The 20426-nt window shown below is 47.6% G+C and carries 16 protein-coding genes, 1 pseudogene and 1 riboswitch; of the genes and pseudogenes, 16 read left to right on the forward strand and 1 reads right to left on the reverse strand.

What is annotated here, in order from left to right:
- From AN618_RS05840 to AN618_RS05850, 3 genes and pseudogenes are all read left to right on the forward strand, one after another.
- Positions 1-244 (forward strand): annotated as a pseudogene (locus AN618_RS05840) (zinc ribbon domain-containing protein); the annotation flags it as partial.
- A gap of 77 nt (positions 245-321) precedes the next feature.
- Positions 322-1347 carry a hypothetical protein gene (locus tag AN618_RS05845; RefSeq protein ID WP_066353115.1) on the forward strand — a complete coding sequence of 342 codons (1026 nt, stop codon included), beginning with the start codon at positions 322-324 and terminating at the stop codon, positions 1345-1347.
- An 11-nt stretch (positions 1348-1358) separates the two neighbouring features.
- Positions 1359-4910 carry a glycoside hydrolase family 130 protein gene (locus AN618_RS05850; protein WP_066353117.1) on the forward strand — a complete coding sequence of 1184 codons (3552 nt, stop codon included), beginning with the start codon at positions 1359-1361 and terminating at the stop codon, positions 4908-4910.
- A 63-nt stretch (positions 4911-4973) separates the two neighbouring features.
- Here AN618_RS05850 and AN618_RS05855 read toward each other — a convergent pair whose 3' ends face one another.
- The gene (locus AN618_RS05855; protein ID WP_066353118.1) at positions 4974-5864 is read right to left on the reverse strand and encodes a radical SAM protein; all 891 of its coding nucleotides are present in this window, start codon (positions 5862-5864) and stop codon (positions 4974-4976) included.
- 153 nt (positions 5865-6017) lie between these two features.
- Positions 6018-6164, forward strand: a riboswitch (FMN riboswitch).
- A 63-nt stretch (positions 6165-6227) separates the two neighbouring features.
- On the opposite strand from AN618_RS05855, the gene ribD reads away from it, so the two are divergent.
- The 13 genes from ribD (at position 6228) to prdA (ending at position 20417) form a co-directional block, all read left to right on the forward strand.
- Positions 6228-7349 carry a bifunctional diaminohydroxyphosphoribosylaminopyrimidine deaminase/5-amino-6-(5-phosphoribosylamino)uracil reductase RibD gene (ribD, locus tag AN618_RS05860; RefSeq protein WP_066353119.1) on the forward strand — a complete coding sequence of 374 codons (1122 nt, stop codon included), beginning with the start codon at positions 6228-6230 and terminating at the stop codon, positions 7347-7349.
- Positions 7334-7981, forward strand: coding sequence for a riboflavin synthase (locus tag AN618_RS05865; RefSeq protein ID WP_066353120.1), 648 nt, complete (start codon positions 7334-7336; stop codon positions 7979-7981). Before ribD ends, AN618_RS05865 begins: the two co-directional genes overlap by 16 nt.
- A gap of 54 nt (positions 7982-8035) precedes the next feature.
- On the forward strand, positions 8036-9238 hold the full coding sequence (locus AN618_RS05870; protein ID WP_066353121.1) for a bifunctional 3,4-dihydroxy-2-butanone-4-phosphate synthase/GTP cyclohydrolase II: 1203 nt from the start codon (positions 8036-8038) through the stop codon (positions 9236-9238).
- 21 nt (positions 9239-9259) lie between these two features.
- Positions 9260-9742, forward strand: coding sequence for a 6,7-dimethyl-8-ribityllumazine synthase (gene ribH, locus AN618_RS05875; RefSeq protein WP_066353125.1), 483 nt, complete (start codon positions 9260-9262; stop codon positions 9740-9742).
- 124 nt (positions 9743-9866) lie between these two features.
- Positions 9867-10553: a cell division ATP-binding protein FtsE gene (gene ftsE, locus AN618_RS05880; protein ID WP_066353217.1), complete on the forward strand. Its 687-nt coding sequence runs from the start codon at positions 9867-9869 to the stop codon at positions 10551-10553.
- The gene (gene ftsX, locus AN618_RS05885; protein WP_066353128.1) at positions 10543-11415 is read left to right on the forward strand and encodes a permease-like cell division protein FtsX; all 873 of its coding nucleotides are present in this window, start codon (positions 10543-10545) and stop codon (positions 11413-11415) included. The genes ftsE and ftsX overlap by 11 nt, the downstream gene beginning before the upstream one ends.
- A gap of 22 nt (positions 11416-11437) precedes the next feature.
- On the forward strand, positions 11438-12583 hold the full coding sequence (locus AN618_RS05890; protein ID WP_066353129.1) for a murein hydrolase activator EnvC family protein: 1146 nt from the start codon (positions 11438-11440) through the stop codon (positions 12581-12583).
- A 59-nt stretch (positions 12584-12642) separates the two neighbouring features.
- A complete protein-coding gene (locus tag AN618_RS05895) occupies positions 12643-13866 on the forward strand; it encodes a S41 family peptidase (RefSeq protein WP_066353132.1) in 1224 nt (407 codons plus the stop codon).
- A gap of 12 nt (positions 13867-13878) precedes the next feature.
- Entirely contained in the window at positions 13879-15117 is a 1239-nt protein-coding gene (locus AN618_RS05900; RefSeq protein WP_066353133.1) for a PDZ domain-containing protein, read from the forward strand.
- Positions 15118-15384: 267 nt separating this feature from the next.
- Entirely contained in the window at positions 15385-15582 is a 198-nt protein-coding gene (locus AN618_RS05905; RefSeq protein ID WP_066353135.1) for a hypothetical protein, read from the forward strand.
- 110 nt (positions 15583-15692) lie between these two features.
- Positions 15693-17093: a sigma-54 interaction domain-containing protein gene (locus AN618_RS05910; RefSeq protein WP_066353137.1), complete on the forward strand. Its 1401-nt coding sequence runs from the start codon at positions 15693-15695 to the stop codon at positions 17091-17093.
- A gap of 260 nt (positions 17094-17353) precedes the next feature.
- Positions 17354-18643, forward strand: coding sequence for a proline reductase-associated electron transfer protein PrdC (prdC, locus tag AN618_RS05915; RefSeq protein ID WP_066353138.1), 1290 nt, complete (start codon positions 17354-17356; stop codon positions 18641-18643).
- Positions 18644-18662: 19 nt separating this feature from the next.
- On the forward strand, positions 18663-20417 hold the full coding sequence (prdA, locus tag AN618_RS05920; protein WP_066353139.1) for a D-proline reductase (dithiol) proprotein PrdA: 1755 nt from the start codon (positions 18663-18665) through the stop codon (positions 20415-20417).
- Positions 20418-20426 lie beyond the last annotated feature (9 nt).

Consider the following 20426-nt stretch of genomic DNA (forward strand, 5'->3'; position numbering starts at 1 on the left):
TGGCTCTCCCATCAGGCGTTTGGTCCGGCACAAGGCGGTGTGCGAAAGATGCGGCTGCGTCTGGCACGCCGACGCCAACGCGGCCTTAAACATACTGTTTTTGGGCTCCTCGAAGGGGCACGGGGCGGAGGCCACGCCCCTGAAGCCGCTTGCCCTCCGGTGGAACTACCACCGGTGGGTAAGCCGCTTCGAATCTACCGCCGGTACGCTGCATGCGGCGAGCGGTAGTCGGATGGCGACTTAAGTCGCCTGAAGGAATCCCGCCTCCTTTAGGGGGCGGGAGGAAGTCAAAGCCCAACTTCACTAGGAGGGCGGTGAAAGATGTATAAGCACCTCGTGAGGATGACCGACTCCACGGGAATAATCCAGTTTGCCGAAAAATCTACACCGCAGAAATCCAGCGGTTATACGGTGGACGACAACGCCAGAGCTTTACTTGTGACTTTGGATATGAAAGATGATGATCGAGATAAACTCGCCCAGATATATATAAGCTTTCTGGAACAAGCACAGGAAGAAAACGGCTTGTGGAACAACCTGAAATTGGAAGATCGGTTTGTGCCTGTGCTTAATTCGGAAGACTGCATCGGCCGTGCATTTATGGCCGTAAGCTTTTCTGCATCGAGCGATATGAGCCACGTAAAACAGGCAAGCTTGAAAATGGTGAAAAAAAGTTTGGAAAAAGCTTTGAGTCTTGAGGCTCCCAGGGCCGTAGCATACGTGCTCCTGGGCATAGTCAACCTCATAGACAATTTTGATGCATATAAAGATCTATATCCTGCTGCAAAAAAGATGGCCTACAAGCTTGTAAAATTATATGAAGAAAATGCGGCTGGAAAATGGTGCTGGTTCGAAGATAAACTGACGTATTGTAACGCCCTGCTGCCGCATTCATTATTTTCTTACTATACCATGAGTGGCGATAGGAAGGTATTGGAAGTGGCCAAGAATACCCTTGGATTTTTAACTGATGCCCTTTTTAAAAAAGGCTATCTGAATATAGTGGGCAATAGAGGATGGTGGGAAAAGGAAAACACAATGCCGCTTTATGACCAGCAGCCGGTAGATGCTGCTTCCGTAATATTGGCGTGCCTCCAGGCATTCATTGCAACGGGAGAAAGGGAATATTTTTTGAAGGCCAAGACGGCTTATAACTGGTACTGGGGGAAAAATATTAATGAAATTCCCCTCATAAACAAAGAGACCGAGGGCTGCCATGATGGTCTGACGCCCGATGGAGTCAATCAAAATCAGGGAGCAGAAGCGATAGTTACCTTCCTCTTGGCTCATCAAATCCTTGAACAAATTGAGATGAACAGGAAAAGGTCCCTTGTGCCGGCGGCATAGGAGGTAAAGATGTGGAATTAAAAATTCTGAACGATACTGTAAAAAGCGTAAAACAATTGGTCGAAAACATTAAAAATGAAGGAATTGATGTGGTAATTGGTATACCCTTTATCAACGAGAAAGAAACATTGGAGAAGCTGTTAGAAACGGCAAAAAATAGCCTGGTTTCCGAAGGATATAAAAAGCTTATCGTTTGTGCGGGAGACCCTGCTGGAAGGGAAATCGCCGAAAATCTTAAAGCGTGTGAAAAAGAAGGAATTCTTTGTTTTTCGATGTATGGTGGAGCAAAAGGCAAGGGTTTTAGTACCAGGGCCATATTTGAGGTGGCCCGCTTGCTGGAAGCGGACGCCGTGCTCCTTGAAGCCGATTTGGAAAGCGGCCAGGACAAGGGGATTACCCCCCGGTGTATTGAGAGATTGTATAAACCAATAGCGATGGGGTATGACATGTCCATTGCAAGCTTTCGGAGAAGCCCTTTTGAAGAAACCACCGGCAAACTTTTGGTTTCTCCCTTTCTCACAGCCTTTTACGGGGTGAGCATTTCGGACCCTTTGAGCGGAGTGTACGCCTTGTCCCATGACTTGGTAGAGGACCTTTGCAAAGAATTCGACCAGTGTTCGGAGCACGTAGGAGGCTACGGAATAACTCCATGGCTTATTATGACAGCCATCAGGTGGAGAAAAAAGATATGCGAAGTAAAATTAGGCCCCAAGATATCTTCGCCGTCGCTTTACCAAAAGCGAAATATAGTTTTTAAAGCGGTATCCAGGACCGTCTTTGAATGTATATTGCGCGACGAAGAACTCTGGCAGGATGAGTTTGTGGTAAAAAAGCCGGATGTCTTTGAGGCGGATTATGGAGTAAAACAACAGGGACCTTATGAGGAATTAAACCCCGAAACTTACCTTGAATCTTTTAAGAAAAACTTTAAGCGCAACGAAAGCCTATTTGAAGTTCTGCTGGAGAAGGACACAAGTGAAGCGTTAAAGGAAATCTCATCTTCGAGAAAGAACGATTTTAGGTTTCCGGCTGAAATTTGGGCGAAAGTCGCCTTCGAACTGCTGATTGCTTTTTCAACGAAAGGGGAAGTGCTAAAAGAGGACATCATAGATGCACTTGCCGGCGTTTACGACGGCAGGGTCGCGGGGTATGCGAAAGAAATTCTCGAACTGGATTCGGTTTTGAAAAAAATAGGGGTTGATGAAAGGGAAATAATTAATTCAAAAGTAAATAGCCTTGTAGAAGCCCAGGAAAAAGCTTTTTTAAATGAAAAAAGGAACTTTAAGGTCCTCTTTGAAAAAAGACGCGTCGGGGCAAAGCCCCTGATTACACCTCTTGACTATCTGGAATTCGTGCCCGGAGTCCCCATTGTACTTCCCAAGAAATTGAAAGGTTATCAGGGCAGAGAAATTTATCCCAACGAGATATTCAAAAAGCTGCAGCGAAAATACGGCAGAGCTTTTGAAGACTACATAAGAAATACGCTTGAAATAAACGAGGAAAACTCTAAACTAATAGTCGAACGTGTTGAGAATTTCATAGGGGAACTGGAAAGGGTAGTTGACCGAATTTTTCCAGGGGACCTTTCTACTGAAGAAGGTATCTCTGAAGTATGTCAAAAAATTTTCGAGGTTTTCCCTCATGGGAAGGTACTCGGCGTAAAGTGGGAAGTGCTACGAAAACTGCTTTATGAGTTTCCGCCGCGAAATTTGCTGGTTAGGCTTAATTTCCGCAACATGCGCGAGCTGATGGACAACTTGGACGTGAGGGATATCTTGACTTTAGCTCAGTTTACCGAGAGCCCCGAATATTTTACGCACATTTATGAATGGCTGCAGGATAATCTAAGACCCGACAGCTTCGAAGAAGTAGAATTACTCCCGCTGGTGCTCAGGAGGGAAAAGATTCCGGTTTTGAACGATTGGGCAGATATATCGCGCTACAGCAGGTTGACGGCAAGGATAGCTGTCGTCGCTCTTGGCAAGGGGATGGGGGGCAAATACCCGAAACTCCGGTATTTTACGAGAATAGCCAAAAGCATAATCGAAGCCGAACATTATTCCAAGATATGGGAAATTTACGCCAAAGAGCGTCGGGAAGTGGGGCAAAAATTCGTAAATTCTATAACAAAACATTATGGCAGGGAAATTTTTTCAGCCCACCGCGTCTTTGAAAACTGGCACCAACGGGAATTTGTGGCGAGGCTCAAGGAATTTGCAAGAAACCTTGAAGGAGAAGGAAGGAAAAGGGAAGCTGAGTACCTTTTTAAGATGGCCGAAGGTTATGGGTTGGGGCTCACCCTTGAAGACGGGACTTTCCTGCCGTGTTCGGCATGGACGTGGGCTAGCTTCAGCTTCAAAGGCGGAGAAGGGGTTCCGACGCCGCTTTCACTGCACGTCGAAAGAGATTGGTTCAACCATGACCTGTTGGAAGAAATATATAAAGAGTTAGGCTATGACCCCGAAGAGATAATGAATCAGGTTTTCCAGCTGATAAGTCTGGGAAGGGAATACCAGGATCTCTTAGATATACTTTTAGGGATTAAGCCACCTAAAGAAGAGGTGGTAGTGCAGGAACTGGAAGAGTGGCCGCCGGCTGGGAAGCTTGAGCGGTATGAAAAAAATCCGATTTTAAGTCCTATAAAAGAGCACTGGTGGGAAAGCAAGTACGTGCTAAATGCCGCAGCCCTCAGAATAAAGGATAAAGTTTATCTTCTTTACAGAGCTTTTGGTCAGGACGAAGTGTCGAGGATAGGCCTCGCTATAACCGACGGGTATAACGTCCTGGAAAGGTTAAAGCACCCGATTTTCGTTCCGGAAACTAAAGAGGAAGTAAAAGGTTGCGAAGACCCTCGGGTGGTTGTGATAGACGACGAGATAATAATGCTTTACACGGCTTACGACGGGGTTGTAGCGCAAATAGCCGCCGCGTCGATTTCGGTGGAGGATTTCCTGAACCGCAATTTCGACCGGTGGAAGCGAAAAGGATTGGCATTCCCGGGTGTGTGGGATAAAGATGCCATACTGTTCCCCGAAAAGATAAAAGGAAATTACGTTATATACCACAGAATAGAACCTAGCATCTGGGTCGCCTATTCCGAAAAATTGACGTTTCCCTGGCCCCACGAAGGCCATAAGATAATAATGGGGCCGCGCTCCGGTATGATGTGGGATTCCCTAAAAATAGGAGCGGGGGCGCAGCCTTTGAAAACGGAGTTCGGATGGCTTTTAATATACCACGGCGTCGACCAAGAAATGGTCTACAGGCTCGGGGTAATGCTGACGGACCTGGATGATCCGGGACGGGTGCTGTATCGTTCGCCCAACCCGATTCTGTCGCCGGAAAGCGAATACGAAGTCGGGAAAAAAGGCGAATCCTGGGTGCCCAATGTGGTGTTCACGTGCGGGGCGGTGCCTGCCGAAGATAAGGAAGTCTTAAGCGAAGACGACGAAATCCTCGTATACTACGGGGCTGCTGATACCAGCATTTGCTTGGCAAAGGGTAAAGTAGGCGACCTCATACCGGAAAAAGTAAGACAGCGCCTGAAAAGGAAAGCCGTATGAGAACAAAAGCAAAAAAGCCGCGAGTACCGCCTGAAAATATTCTCGGCGATACTCGCGGCTTTTTTAGTATATGCGCTTTAATCCTGCGGCCCTGGCGATTTTCAACGCCTGACTGTACTCTCGAGAAGTTATGCGTCTTGAAAGAACGGGGTCATTATGAGCCTTATGGGCGGGGCAATACTGGTCCATGATATTGACAAAAGTATTGGGAGAAATTTCTTCAGCGAGAAATTTCATAACTTCTTCTGTCCGGGCAAGGTCTTCGGGTAGCACGAGGTGCCTTACTATCAAACCTCTAACGGCCAGCCCACTTTCATCGACTACGAGGTCCCCTACCTGCCTGTGCATTTCCTTTACCGCCAGCTTTGCTACGGTAAAATAACCCGGAGCGGAAGCATAAATCCTTCCCGTTTCGTCGTCACCGAATTTTATGTCAGGCATGTATATGTCTATGATGCCGTCAAGGAGCCTTAATGTTTGAACAGAATCATACCCTCCTGTGTTGTAGACGAGGGGAATTTTAAGGCCTTTTTGCACCGCAATTTCTAAAGCCTCTAGAATCTGCGGCACTAAGTGGCTCGGGGATACCAAATTTATATTATGACATCCAATCTGTTGTAGCTCCATCATTATATCAGCAAGCTCATGGGGTGTGTATTCTTTCCCTTCTCCGTAATAACTGATTTCGCAGTTTTGGCAGAAACGGCAGGCCATGTTGCAGTAGGCGAAAAAAATGGTGCCGGAGCCGTTGGTGCCGACTAGCACTTCCTCTTCGCCAAAATGAGGTCCCCAGCTGCTCACTACCGCATAGCGGCCGGTGCGGCAAAATCCCCTCTCGCCTTTCAGGCGGTTCACGTGGCATTCTTGGGCGCAGACCGCGCAATCGGATAAAAGTTCAACGGCTTTTTTAACCCGGCGGGATAATTCTTCAAAAGAAAGGTCGCGATAGCCCATGCCAAAACACCTGCCTGCTTTGAAAACCTTCTTTAAATAATATTCTACCTTATCCGCCTATGGAATATTAAGTCCTCTCAAAGCAATGTGAAAGGCAGTATTGTAATCCCGTGCTTTGTATGGTATTATTAAATAAACTGAATCAAATTTTAAGAAAGTCTTCGGGGCAAGGTGAGAAGGCATTTTGCCTTCAATTCCTGACCGGCGGTGATAGGCGAAAAGCCTTAAGCCCGCGAGCCGAAAGGCTGATCCGGTGAGATTCCGGAGCCGACAGTAAAGTCTGGATGGGAGAAGACTTGTTTAATTATTTTATCCGAGAATACCCTGAAGACAGCAGGGTATTTTTTTATGCGGAGGTATTTTATGGAAAGAGACATTTTCTTCATGAAACGAGCGCTGGACCTGGCAAAGAAGGGGAGAGGCACCACCAGTCCAAATCCTATGGTGGGGGCGGTAATAGTAAAGGACGGCGAGATAGTTGGCGAAGGCTACCACAGGAAAGCTGGAGAGCCACATGCCGAGGTGATGGCCTTGGCCCAGGCGGGCGAAAGGGCCAGGGGGGCGGAGCTATTCGTAAACCTTGAACCCTGCTGCCACTTCGGTAGAACACCCCCTTGTGCCGATGCGATAATAAGGGCCGGGGTAAAAAGGGTTGTAGTGGCTATGACCGACCCGAATCCCCTGGTAGCCGGTAAGGGCATAAAGCGCTTGAGAGAAGCTGGTGTGGAGGTAGAAGTCGGACTACTGGAAGAAGAAGCGAGAAAATTGAACGAGGTGTTTATAAAGTATATCACCACTGGCAGGCCCTTCATAGTCGCAAAAATAGCCCAGTCCCTTGATGGCAAGATTGCTATGGCCTCGGGCGAATCTAGGTGGATTACCGGAGAACCTGCCAGGATAAAAGCCCACGAGTTTAGGAGCTGGTACGATGCGGTAATGGTAGGTATAGGCACGGTACTGGCTGATGACCCGCTTCTCACCTGTCGGTTGCCGGGAGAAAGAAAAAGCCCACTCAGGATAGTGGTGGATTCGTGGGCCAGAATACCCCTTGACGCGCGGATGCTGGAATGCAAAGACGGGCGGGTGATACTTGCCACCACGGAAAGGGCCGATGGCGAAAAGGTCAATGCTCTGAAGGGAAAGGGCGTTGAAGTGATAAAAGTTCCCGCTGTCGATGGCAGGGTAGACCTTAAGCGGCTGATGGAAATCCTGGGCAGTATGGAGATAACTAGCGTGTTGGTCGAAGGAGGGGCCACCCTTATAGCTTCTTTCATAAAAGAGAATCTGGTGGATAAACTGCTGGTGTTCCAGGCTCCTTTGATAATAGGCGGCGATGGAATTGATTCTATTGGAATTCTTCCCATCGACCAGCTGAAGCAAGCTCCACGGTTCAAATTTCATTCAGCCGAGGCGATAGGCGGGGATCTACTCCTGGAAGTCTATCCTGACCCTGGAAAAGGAGGATCCTCATGTTTACCGGGATAATCGAAGAGGTAGGAATTGTTACTAAATTGGTCGGGTCTTCTTCGGGAGCCCTGATTACCATTTCATGTAAAAAAATACTGGAAGACCTTGAGATAGGAGATAGTGTTGCGGTCAATGGAGTATGCCTGACAGCAAGAGAGGTCAAAAGCGATTCCTTCGTGGCCGACATTATGCCGGAAACTTTAAGGAGCACAACCTTGAGCGAGCTTTCGGCGGGAAAGCGAGTAAATCTTGAAAGAGCTCTAAAAGCGGAAGGTAGGTTTGGCGGGCACATGGTCTTGGGCCATGTGGACGGGGTTGGTAGAATACTTAGAACTTATCCCGAAGGAAACGCGGTGGTGTTTGAGATAGGCGTGCCGCCGGAGCTAATGAAATATATTGTACCCAAAGGTTCCATAGCCGTAGACGGCATCAGCCTGACCGTCCAGGCGGTGAATATCCATGGATTTTCAGTTTCTATAATACCCCACACCCTCAATACTACGGTCCTCCAGTACAAAAACCAGGGAGACACGGTAAACATCGAAACTGATATTATAGGAAAGTACGTGAGAGAGTATCTGTTAAACCTCCAGGAGAACACTTCAGGTAAAGGCCTGACTGCTGAAATGCTAAAGATTTACGGCTTTTAGCCGGTTCAGGGCTGCTTTTTCAACCTTAGAGTCTAAAAAGGAAGGAGAAAGTCGATGTCGGGGGAATTTAAATTCAATACCATTGAAGAAGCCATAGAGGACATTAAGCAGGGAAAAATGATAATCGTTGTCGACGACGAGGACAGGGAAAACGAGGGAGACCTTGTCATGGCTGCGGAGAAGGTAACGCCGGAAGCCATAAGTTTTATGGCAATTCACGGCCGCGGCCTAATATGCGTCCCCATTACGAAAAAAAGGGCTGAAGAGCTTGACCTGCCCTTGATGGTTGGCAATAACACTGACAATATGGGTACCGCATTTACGGTATCGGTGGATTACGTCGGAAATTCCACTGGCATATCAGCTTATGACAGGGCCGATACAGTAAAGGCGTTGATCGATCCGGCCACAAAACCACAGGACCTGCGCCGCCCAGGCCACATCTTTCCCCTGATAGCCAGGGACGGTGGAGTGCTGCGGAGGGCCGGGCACACCGAAGCGGCCGTAGATCTTGCGCGATTGGCCGGGCTTTATCCGGCCGGCGTTATCTGTGAAATAATGAAGGACGACGGCACCATGGCAAGGCTCCCAGACCTTATGAGTTTTGCCAAAGAATGGGGATTAAAAATAATTACAATAGAAGACCTCATAAGGTACCGCAAAGCCAGAGAAAAGCTGGTGAGGCGGGTGGCAGAAACGCTCTTGCCCACCGACTACGGCGAATTCAAACTGATATGCTATGAAGATGTCATTACTTCCGAGACCCATCTGGTGCTCATGAAGGGGGAAATAAAGAAGGGAGATGTACCTCTTGTGCGCGTGCACTCGGAATGCCTTACCGGAGATGTTTTCTCTTCACAGCGCTGCGACTGCGGTCCTCAATTGAGAGCGGCCATGAAGTTAATTCAGGAGGAAGGAAAAGGTCTGATTCTGTATATGCGCCAGGAGGGCAGAGGTATCGGGCTTGCTAACAAAATAAGGGCGTACGCTTTGCAAGATGCAGGATTCGATACTGTGGAAGCCAATCTGAAGTTAGGGTTTCCTCCCGACCTTCGGGATTACGGCATAGGTGCGCAGATACTCAAGGACCTGGGGGTTGAGAAGATGCGCCTTCTTACCAACAATCCTAGGAAAGTAGTGGGCCTTGCAGGTTACGGCCTTGAGATAGTGGAGCGTATACCGCTCAAAATCCCGCCTACTAAAAACAACGCAAGGTACCTGGAGACCAAAAAAGAAAAGCTGGGTCACTGGCTATAAAAAAAGGAGGAGGATGGTAAAATGCCCAAAATTATCCAGGCCAAACTGACAGCAGAAAACCTGAGATTCGGCATTGTTGTCAGCCGTTTCAATGAATTCATCACCAAAAAACTTCTTGAAGGTGCGCTCGACTGCCTGGTTCGCCACGGTGCCCAAGACGAGGCTATCGAGGTTTACTGGGTGCCGGGAAGTTTCGAGATCCCTCTTACGGCGAAAATAATGGCAGAGAGCGGGCGTTTCGATGCAGTAATCTGCCTAGGTGCCGTCATAAGGGGTGCGACGCCTCATTTCGATTACGTTGCGGCCGAAGTTTCTAAAGGGATTGCTTTAGTATCTCTCGAAACAAAGGTGCCCACCATCTTCGGCGTCCTGACCACCGACACCATAGAACAGGCAGTGGAGAGAGCGGGCACCAAGGCGGGAAATAAGGGATGGGATGCGGCGCTGACAGCTATAGAGATGGCCAACCTTAAGAAATTACTACCTACTAAAAGCGGCGAATAGCCGCTTTTTAAATTTTTCGCGGGAACATATTACCATAAAATATGAGTCCCGAGAGGGAAGGAATTTTGGGATTTGTGTCGAACTAAAAAAATAGTTGATGAGGAGTGGATTGAAAGTGCAACACATTATAGAAATGGTTGGAGTATCCAAAATTTACCCGGGCGGGTGTGTAGCGCTCAGGGACATAAACGTAAAGATAGAAAAGGGCGAGTTTGTCTTTCTTGTAGGACCGACTGGGGCAGGAAAATCTACATTTCTCAAGCTCCTTTTTCGCGAGGAATTACCCACACGAGGCCAGATTTTTATAAACGGAAAAAACATTACCCGTTTGAAGCCGAAGGAAGTGCCTTATCTGAGGAGAAGGTTGGGAGTTGTTTTTCAGGACTTCAGGCTGCTTCCCCAAAAGACCGTTTATGAAAACGTGGCCTTCGCCATGGAAGTTATAGAGGCGTCTCCAAGGGAAATCAGGAGAAGGGTACCCAAGGTTATAGAAATGGTAGGGCTTTCTCATAAAATGAACTCAAGGCCCCACGAGCTTTCGGGAGGGGAACAGCAGAGAGCGGCACTGGCGAGAGCTCTTGTCAACAATCCGGACGTAATCATTGCCGATGAACCTACGGGCAACCTGGACCCGGATACTTCCTGGGAGATAATGAAATTGCTGGATGAAATAAATAAAAAAGGCACGACGTTAATTGTTGCCACCCATGCCAAAGAACTCGTAGATGCCATGAAAAAAAGGGTTCTGCAATTAGAAGATGGACGACTGGTCAGAGACGAAGAGAGAGGGGTTTACCGCTGTGAAACTTAGAACCATCCGTTACTTTTTCAAAGAAGCTTTTGTAAACCTTTTTCGAAACGGGTGGATGAGTTTAGCTTCCATAGGAGCCGTGGCTTCGGCTTTGATAATATTCGGCTCTTTTTTGATGATCTCGATAAACTTTGATTACATAGCAAAAAATGTGGAATCTCAGGTGGAGATTACCGCGTACGTCGAGGATTCGGTAGACAAGCTTAAGATAAACCAGATAGAATTGGGCATAAAAAGTATTGATGGTGTCAAAGAGGTTGTATTTGTATCGAAAGAACAGGCTTTAGAGGAATTCAAAAAACAGGTAGGCGAGGAACTGCTGGAGGGCATAGAAAATCCGCTGCCCAACTCCTTTCGCGTTAAGGTTGAAACTCCGCAGGAAGTAGCGGGAGTGGCGGAAAGGATACAGAAAATAGATGGTATAGAAGAGGTAAAATACGGTAAGGGCGTGGTAGAAAAGCTGTTTAAAATTACTTACTGGATGAGGCTGGTGGGCCTGGCCGTAATGGCGATTTTCGCTGCAATATCGGTTTTCATCATATCGAACACCATAAGGATTACGGTTTTTTCCCGGCGCCGGGAGATAAGTATAATGAAGTACATCGGTGCTACCGACTGGTTTGTGAGATGGCCTTTCCTGATTGAAGGCATGATGCTCGGGTTTACCGGTTCGCTGATCGCGATTGCGTTGCTGGCGGCTGGTTACAGCTATTTGTATGACATGGTGAAATTGAATGTTCCGATGATTCCTCTTCTGCATCTAGAAGAATTTTACGATTACAGTCTGGGGCTGCTTCTCATGGGGACCTTTTTAGGAGCCTTTGGCAGCGGCTTTTCGATGAGAAGATTTTTGAGGGTCTAGTCGCCGAAAGGAGGTTTGAGGTTTGGGAAAACAGAGAGCTAGTAACATTGTCGGTTTAATTTTGACCCTCTTTTTTCTCATAACGTCGGTGGCACCGGCCGGTGCGAGCGACCTTGAAAATTTAAAAAACCAGCAAAGCAAGATATCCAAAAAAATACAGGAGATAAGGAATTCATTGATAAAAGTCAACGCTCAAAAAAATAACGTTGTAGAGGAGCTCGAAGCGATAGAAAAGGACCTTCAAGAGACGCAAAGAGAGCTTGCAGCTACCGAGACCCAGTTAAAACTCACCCAGCAAAAACTGGCTGTTACCCAGCAGGAGCTAAAAAAAGCCGAAGAAGAAGTGAAAAAGCAGGAAGATGACCTGAAGACGAGGCTTCGGGCGATGTACAAAGCAGGGCCTGTGGATTATCTCGAAGTAATGCTCGAGGCCACAAGTTTTTCGGACTTTCTGACCCGAATAGATATGGTAAAGCGCCTTTTGGACTATGACAAAGGACTTCTCATGGACTATCAAGCGAAAAAAGAATTGGTGGAAAAGAAAAAAGCTGAGCTGGAAGCCCAGCGCCAGGCCATAGCCCGGCAATATCAAATTATAAACACTCACAGGGCGAAACTGGCTTCCCGCCAGCAGGACCGCCAGAGGCTTTTGGCCGTTCTGGAAGAGCAAAGAAGGGAATACGAGCGCCAGCAGGACCAGCTAGAAGAGGAATCCAGGAAAATAGCGGAGATGATACGACAAATTCAGGCGAGAAGCTCGAAGGGCTACGTCGGAACCGGAATATTTCAATGGCCTGTCCCAAGTTCCAGGAATATTACATCTGACTATGGCTGGCGCGTTCACCCGGTATACAAATCAAGGCGTTTCCATACGGGGATAGACATAGGTGCTCCCATGGGGGCCAATGTGGTGGCTGCAGACGATGGCGAAGTGATATATGCCGGCTACTACGGCGGATACGGCAATACCATAATCGTTGACCACGGCGGAGGTATTTCAACGCTTTATGCTCACCTTTCCAAAATATTGGTGGGCGAAGGGCAGAGCGTAAAAAGAGGAGAGAGAATAGGCCTTGTTGGCAGCACCGGTATCTCTACGGGGCCTCACCTTCACTTTGAAGTGCGCAAGGACGGTCAGCATGTAAGCCCATGGAATTGGGTAAAATAATGTGGTATAATAGATAAAACAAAACAAAAGATTTTTGAATGAATTAAGGGGTAGGATGGATGCTGACCGAAAAACGAAAGATTATAAGGGCGTCAATTACATATCTTATCGTGTTCGCCGTTGCGTTCTTTCTAGGGGCTGCAATCGGGGTAAAGCCCCTTTCTGCTTTAAAAGAAAAACCCGTTCCAGAAGAACTTCCGGCAAAATCAGGGGAAACTTCCGAGCTCAAACCCGCTTTAGAGGTGCTAAATTACATACGCGAAAGGTACGTAAAGGATGTTCCAACGGAAGTTCTCATCCGCGGAGCGATAAATGGGATGGTTCAGGCTCTGGAGGACCCCTATTCGGTATTCATGGAACCTGAAGAATTTGAGGATTTTATGATTTCGGTGAATGGTAGTTTCGAAGGGGTCGGACTTTCCCTGGACGTGGACGAGGAGACAGGTTCGGTTATAGTGGTGGCTCCTATAGAAGGCACGCCGGCGCATAAAGCCGGTATTCGCCCGCGGGACCGGATAGTTAAGGTTGACGGTGTGGAGCTAAAAGGGAAGAGCCTTGACGAAGCCGTAAGGCTACTGCGGGGTAAAAAAGGTACGAAGGTCACCATTTATATAGAAAGGCCCGGGGTGAAAGAACTTCTAAAATACGAGCTGGTGAGGGACGATATAAGGCTAAAAACGGTAAAATGGGATGTAATTGAAGATGGCATCGGCTATGTGAGGATATCTTCCTTTGACTCTTATACCCCTGAGGAATTCGGAAATGCCATCACGGCTTTGCAGCAAAAGGGGGTAAAAGCGCTGGTGCTGGACCTCAGGGACAATCCAGGGGGAGCTCTCGACGCGGCTGTGCGAGTGGCGGATATGCTCATGGGAAAAGGGCTGGTGGTCTTCACCAGGGACAGATACGGACATAAGTTGGAGGAATATTATTCGGACGATGCAAGTCTTGAGCTTCCTCTGGCCGTGCTTATAAACGAAAACAGTGCCAGCGCTGCGGAAATCGTTTCTGGAGCACTGCAGGACAGTGGAAGGGCGGTGCTGGTGGGGAAAAAGACCTTCGGAAAAGGCACCGTGCAGGAACTCGTGCCTTTGAGCGACGGGTCCGGCCTGAAAATGACCATTGCGAAGTACTATCTGCCCAGCGGCAGGTCTATTGACGGGAAGGGAGTGGAACCCGACGTAGAGGTGTCTTTGGGAAAAACGGAAAGCTCATTCGAGATTCCCAGAAGTAAGGATGGGCAGCTTAAAAAAGCTGTAGAAGTACTGAAAACAAAACTTTGAGGAGAAGGGTGCATGTTTCCACTGTTTCGAATAATCCGCTTCATTTTAGAAGGTTTGCCGCTTTCGATGGCTAACCCTTTCTTTTGGACGGTAATATTAATAATTTGGCTGCAGTACAAAAAGACCGCCGACCTGGAAGAAAGGATGTTTGGGTTCGTTAGAGAAAGTCCGGGAAGGAAAGTTCTTTATTCCATTTTGGCCGGTTTGCTGGGGGGTATAATCGGGAGCCTTATAATAGTTTTTTTGGGTATTAGCATAACCGAAGCCGGCCTGACTTACGTCTGGCCTTTGGCGATCATTCTGATGCTCATACATCCGCGCTTTATGTGTTTTTCCTATGCGGGCGGCATAATTTCCCTTTTTTCTCTCATTTTTGGCTTTCCAAAAGTTGATGTGGCGGGTCTCATGGCTCTGGTTGGCGTTCTTCACATGGTGGAAAGCCTGCTGATTTACACTACGGGTGATTTGAACAGCGCACCTGTTTTTGTCCAGGACGATAAATACGGGATAATAGGAGGTTTTTCCCTTCAAGAATTTTGGCCTGTGCCGATAATGATGCTGGCGGTTACTGCAGGGCAGCTACCCGTTCAGGATATCGTCAACATGCCCGAATGGTGGCCGATAGTCAAACCCCCCGCCGAATTTCTTGAAAGAGGGGATATAGTATACCTTATGATGCCGGTGGTAGCTGCCTTGGGGTACGGAGACATAGCACTATCCAGGACGCCCAGGACAAGGAGCCGGTCATCGGCAATAAATCTCATGTTTTTCAGCACCGTACTGCTTTTGCTTTCAGTAATAGCATCGAGAATACCGGCCTTTAAGTATCTGGCTGCCCTTTTTGCACCTGTCGCCCACGAGGCCTTGATAATTTACGGAAAGAAAAAGGAAAGGCAAAGTCCACCTCTTTTTGCACCGCCCGAAAGAGGAGTTAGGGTTCTGGACCTGGTGAAAGGTTCGCCGGCAGAAAAAATGGGGATAGAGCCTGGCGATGTGCTGCTTGCCATAAATGGACAGCAGATTGATGGTGAAGATGACATAAGGATGATAAAAGAAACTAGGCCTACTTACGTATGGTTGGATGTAATAAAGCCTGACGGGGAATTCAAAACGGTGGAGATGACCGCTTACCCGGAAGGTATAGGAATGTTAGGGGTGCTCGTTGTTCCAAAAGACCAGGATGCCCCTTTTGTAGTTGTGGAGGAAAAAGGCTTGCTTGAACGGCTGAAAAAACTTGTAAAGAGGAAATGATGAATAATGAAATTTGTATTCGAAGCTGCTTTGCAGCTTTTTTTATTTATTGAATAATGAATAAAAGTAAAAGGGGCGGGGGATACTATGTATGGAAAGGAGGGATGGGTTAAGGAACTTTTTAAAATTCAGGTTAAAATTAAGAAAATTTGTGGTTATTTATAACTTACATACTTGATAAATTTTTTACGATATGATATAATGATTGTGAAAGAAATAACAGTCCTAAGCTAGATTAAAAAATACAATATACAGGGAGGGGTTGCAGTGACGCGGCAGCAGTACTTAGAGCGGGAAAGAGATATGCTCCTCAGAGCATATATGACCGCTTCTGAAGAAGAGAAAAAGCAAATCATGCTGAAGATTATGAACATAGATTCCATGCAGGAAGGCAAGGATACCTACGGACAAAGGTCAGCAGGCTTCTTCACCCGTCGGCGGAATAAAATAATCTACGTGAATTAAAATTAGCGGAGAGGAAAGCCCTCTCCATAATTTATTTTTAGGGAGCTGGTGGATCTGGCACAGATATTGCATTTTCCGACACAATAAACGAGCGATGGAGGTCGTATAATATGGCGGCAACGAATTTCGAAGGTTTTACCATTCCCTTGGAGAGCATTTTGGAACATATAAACGAGGGTATATGCGTTATCGACAGCGAAAGGCGCGTAGTGTACTGGAATAGTCAGGCTGAAAAGCTTTACGGAATAAAAAGGGATAGAATTTTGGGGAGGGACATCGCTCAATTTTTCCCGAACGCTCTGGCTTTGGAAGTTTTGAAAACGGGGAAAGCGGTGGAATACGTGGAACACAGGCCGAGAGAAGGCAATGTAGTGGTAATCAGCTCCATTCCCATCAAAAAAGGAGATACGATTTTAGGCGTCGTATCGATTGATCAGGACATTACGGAAATAAAAAAGCTGAGTCAAGAGCTGGAAAAGGCGAGGGACAGGATTAAATACCTCGAGTACATTGAAGAAGAGATGAAAAGGGGCCAACAAAATTGCAGTTTTGAAAATATCGTATACAAAAGCAAGAAGATGTACGACCTCATATTTCTTGCGCGAAAAGTAGCCGAAAGCGATGCGTCCGTGTTGATACAAGGTGAAAGCGGTACAGGAAAAGACCTTTTTGCAAGGGCCATTCACCAGGAAAGTCCCCGAAGGGATAAACCCTTCGTTGTGGTAGACTGCAGCTCTATACCAGAGAGCCTGCTGGAAAGCGAGCTTTTCGGATACGACCCCGGAGCTTTCACCGGAGCCCAGAAAAAGGGGAAACCGGGAAAGTTCGAACTTGCTGAAGGCGGCACCCTCTTTCTCGACGAAATAGGTGAGATGCCGCTGGAGATGCAGGCAAAACTCCTCAGGGCCCTGGAAAACAGGGAATTTTACAGGGTCGGTGGAGTAAAACCCGTAAAAGTAAATATAAGAGTAATAGCTGCCACCAACAGGGATTTGCACGAAATGGTGAAACAGGGTCGCTTCAGGGAAGACCTCTTTTACAGGCTCGACGTGGTATCGCTGAAGATACCTCCATTAAGAGAGCGGCCCGAGGATATTCCTGTATTAATCGATCATTATTTAAAAGAGTACTCGGTTAAAAATAAAAAAGTGATAGATTTTATTGAACCGGCTGCGGTGGAGATGATGTTAAATTATCCGTGGCCTGGAAACGTGAGGGAACTCAAAAACGTCGTTGAACGGTTGGTAATTCTGGCAGAAGAGGGGATGATTCTAGCTGAACATCTGCCCCAATCGATAAGAAGATATTTTGAAGAAAAGGGCGTGGAACAAAATAAGGTCAGCCTCAAAAAGCTGGATGAGGTTGTGGCCGAAGCTGAAAAGCAGGCCATCACTAATGCCTTGAAGATGACAGGCAACAACAAGGCAAAAGCTGCCGAGCTTCTGGGAATACCGCGGAGCACCCTTTATTACAAAATGCAGTCGCTCAAAATCGGATGTCCAACTAGCTGACAGGCGTCAGATAGTTGGACATTTTTTTAACAAGCTTCATTTTAAGTGATTATTATGGTTTTCACAAATACCTTGTCGAATAATGTCGGTACACTGACGGTTCGAGTTTTATTTTTTGCCAACGGCTAAAACGAGAATAAAAGCAAACATGACGGCTGATATTAACTAGTGAGGCTTTAAAAAATTTTGTCTAACGGAGGCGAACGTTGGCACGCAAGTTGCTTAGATATTGTTCCGAAAGTCACAAAGGAGGTGAAAACTTGGACTACAGCTTGAGGATACCGCTCCGGCAGCACGTCGGTTCCCCCTGTAAACCCGTCGTAAACGAAGGCGATACGGTAAAAAAAGGTCAGCTCATAGCGACGCCGGAAAAATTGGGAGCCAACATTCACTCGAGCGTAAGCGGCAGGGTTAAAGCTATAACCGAAGAGTATATCGAAATAGAGCCTGACAAAGAACAGCCGGAAGGCTTCGTCCCTATTAAAGAAACGGACAGCATAATAGAGGCAATAAAAGAAGCTGGAATAGTGGGAATGGGCGGGGCTGGATTTCCCACCCATATTAAAATGGACGTGGATTTACAGGGCGGCGTTGTCATAGCCAATGGGGTGGAATGCGAACCGCTTCTTGAGCACAACGTCAGGCAAATGGAAAAAGAGCCCGAAAAAGTATATAGGGGAATTAAATATGCCATGGAGGCTACCAATGCTTCCAGGGCTTATATAGCCATAAAGGCTAAAAACAAAAAGGCTATCGAAGCAATGAAGTCGGTAATAGACGATCCCAGGATCGAAGTTAAAGAGATGCCTGACATCTATCCGATGGGCGAAGAAAGGGCCTTAATCAGGGACATATTGGGGCAACTTTTAAAACCCGACCAGCTCCCCAAAGAGGCGAGGGCCGTCGTATCGAACGTAGAAACCCTTTCCAGAATATGCGAGGCGGTAGAGGAGAGAAAGCCGGTAATATCAAAAAACGTAACGGTGGTGGGTCGCTTAAAAAGCGGAAGGAAGGCTCACGTATTTTTCGACGTCCCAATTGGAACTCCAGTGTCAGAACTCATAAGAATGGCGGGCGGTATCGAAGGAGAATACGGAGAAATTATAATGGGAGGTCCGTTTACAGGAAGGGCCGTGGATCTGGATTGCGTCGTAACCAAGACTACGGGAGGCGTAATAGTTACCGACCCGTTGCCGAGGGAGAAAAGGAAGGCGGGACTGCTAGTTTGCGGCTGCGGTGCAAATGAAGCGAGACTGCGAGAGATAGCGGAAAAGATGGGGGCCTGTGTGGCCGGAGTCGAGCGCTGCAAGCAGGTTGTGGACGCAAGGGGCACGATAAAGTGCGAAAATCCTGGAAACTGCCCAGGCCAGGCCGAAAAGATACTGAAGCTAAAGAAAAGTGGAGCTGAAGTGCTCATAGTGGGGACGTGCAGCGACTGTACAAATACAGTAATGGGTGTAGCACCAAAGCTGAAAATGCCCGTATATCATCACACCGACCATGCCTTGCGCACCGTGGGTCACCTCCTCGTGCGGAGGCTAAAGAAATAAGAAAAGGAGGTAGAGTCCTATGTCTATAACGCCGGAAACCGCCAATCAGCATAAAAACGACCCGGCGGTGGTCTGCTGCCTTACCCAGGAGGGAACTATAATAAGCCCCGCTGACCTGGAAGACCCTGCCATATTTCCGGACCTGGAGGAATCAGGACTCCTTACCATACCGGAGAACGTTTTGACAATAGGTCAGGTCCTGGGGAAAAAATTAGTAAAAACCGTAGACGCCTTGACGCCCATTACCCCCGATATGATAGAAGGGGGAATGGAAGAGGAAACGAAACCTGAGGTAATAAAGGGGAACGGTGTAGCTGAGGAGGAAGCGGTTTCGAACGCAATTGGCAAAGGGAACGTCATAAGAATTCACATCGAAGAGGGTAAGGGTATAAACCTGGAAATTCCCGCTATAGTCACGACCGCGACCGCAGTAGAACCGGCGGCAAGGCCGGAAGAAGAATTCCGCAAAGAAGAAAAAATAGAAGACCGCGTGAAAAGGACGCTTTTAATGCGCGAATTCGATGTTAAGGAAGTTAGACTGGGAGATGAAACTTCTTTTGAAAACGGCATTCTCACCATCAGGAAAACATTAGCGGAAGATGCCTTAAAAGCCGATCCGCTGGCGAAGAAAATGGAAATAGACATAATAACTCCCGACAATAAAAACGTCTTCACCAACACCATTATGGATGTAATCCCTATAGCCACGAAAGTGGAAGGTGCCATCGGAGAAGGTATAACCCACGTTCTCTCCGGGGCGGTCGTCATCCTCACAGGTGTTGATGAAAGCGGGATTCAGGTGCATGAATTCGGCTCATGCGAAGGAATTATCGGGGAAAAAGTGCGGTTCGGCAGACCCGGCTGTCCCGATGAAAACGACATCATGATAAGGATACACGTCACGATTCAGGCCGGGACCGGAATGGAAAGAAGAGGGCCCTATGCAGCTCATAAGGTCTGCGATGCAGTGATACAAGAAATCAGAGAAGTGCTGAAGAAGAAGGACCCATCCGAGGCCGCCAGGGTAATCGAATACAAAGATGTGGAAAGAGTAGGAAGGCCGAGGGTGGTAATAGTAAAGGAAATCATGGGTCAGGGTGCCATGCACGACAACGTGATACTGCCGAAGGAGCCCGCCGGAGTGTTGGGAGGCAGGCCAAATGTGGATTTGGGGAACATCCCGGTGGTGCTATCGCCCAACGAAGTAAGGGATGGAGGAATTCACGCCCTCACCTGTATCGGTCCGGCATCGAAAGAAAATACGCGGCACTATTTCAGAGAACCGCTCGTAAACCTCGTGGCGGAAGATGAAGAGGTGAACCTGGTGGGTGTGGTATTTGTTGGAAGCCCGCAGGTCAATGAAGAAAAGTTTTACGTGTCGGAACGTCTCGGCGCCCTGATTGAGGCTATGGGAGTGGACGGTGCTATTGTGACCACTGAAGGGTTCGGCAACAACCACATCGACTTTGCTTCCCACATAGAACAGATCGGCAAGCGGGGAATTCCGGTGGTCGGCGTGACCTATGCGGCGTATCAGGGGCAGCTGATAGTGGGCAATAAGTACATGGATGCGATGGTCGAGCTCAACAAGGACCCAAACGGCATGGAATCCGAAATCCTGGGCGACAACACCCTCACCAGAGAGGATGCAGAAAGGGCACTTGCCATGCTGAAGGCAAAGATGGCCGGAGTAGAGATTAAACCGGCGCCAAAGAAATGGGATCAGTCGGTGATTGAAAAGAACCAGGAGCTCATAAGGAATGCGAAAAAGTAGCAAAGGAGA

It is taken from the genome of Fervidicola ferrireducens (assembly GCF_001562425.1).
Lineage (GTDB): Bacteria > Bacillota > Thermosediminibacteria > Thermosediminibacterales > Thermosediminibacteraceae > Fervidicola > Fervidicola ferrireducens.

What these genes read in the sequence shown, in the direction of transcription:
- AN618_RS05855 (WP_066353118.1), bottom strand. Translation starts at nt 5,864, where the DNA reads ATGGGCTATCGCGACCTTTCTTTTGAAGAATTATCCCGCCGGGTTAAA.
- AN618_RS05900 (WP_066353133.1), top strand. Translation starts at nt 13,879, where the DNA reads ATGTTTCCACTGTTTCGAATAATCCGCTTCATTTTAGAAGGTTTGCCG.
- ribH (WP_066353125.1), top strand. Translation starts at nt 9,260, where the DNA reads ATGCCCAAAATTATCCAGGCCAAACTGACAGCAGAAAACCTGAGATTC.
- prdA (WP_066353139.1), top strand. Translation starts at nt 18,663, where the DNA reads ATGTCTATAACGCCGGAAACCGCCAATCAGCATAAAAACGACCCGGCG.
- AN618_RS05910 (WP_066353137.1), top strand. Translation starts at nt 15,693, where the DNA reads ATGGCGGCAACGAATTTCGAAGGTTTTACCATTCCCTTGGAGAGCATT.
- AN618_RS05865 (WP_066353120.1), top strand. Translation starts at nt 7,334, where the DNA reads ATGTTTACCGGGATAATCGAAGAGGTAGGAATTGTTACTAAATTGGTC.
- AN618_RS05870 (WP_066353121.1), top strand. Translation starts at nt 8,036, where the DNA reads ATGTCGGGGGAATTTAAATTCAATACCATTGAAGAAGCCATAGAGGAC.
- AN618_RS05895 (WP_066353132.1), top strand. Translation starts at nt 12,643, where the DNA reads ATGCTGACCGAAAAACGAAAGATTATAAGGGCGTCAATTACATATCTT.
- AN618_RS05845 (WP_066353115.1), top strand. Translation starts at nt 322, where the DNA reads ATGTATAAGCACCTCGTGAGGATGACCGACTCCACGGGAATAATCCAG.
- ribD (WP_066353119.1), top strand. Translation starts at nt 6,228, where the DNA reads ATGGAAAGAGACATTTTCTTCATGAAACGAGCGCTGGACCTGGCAAAG.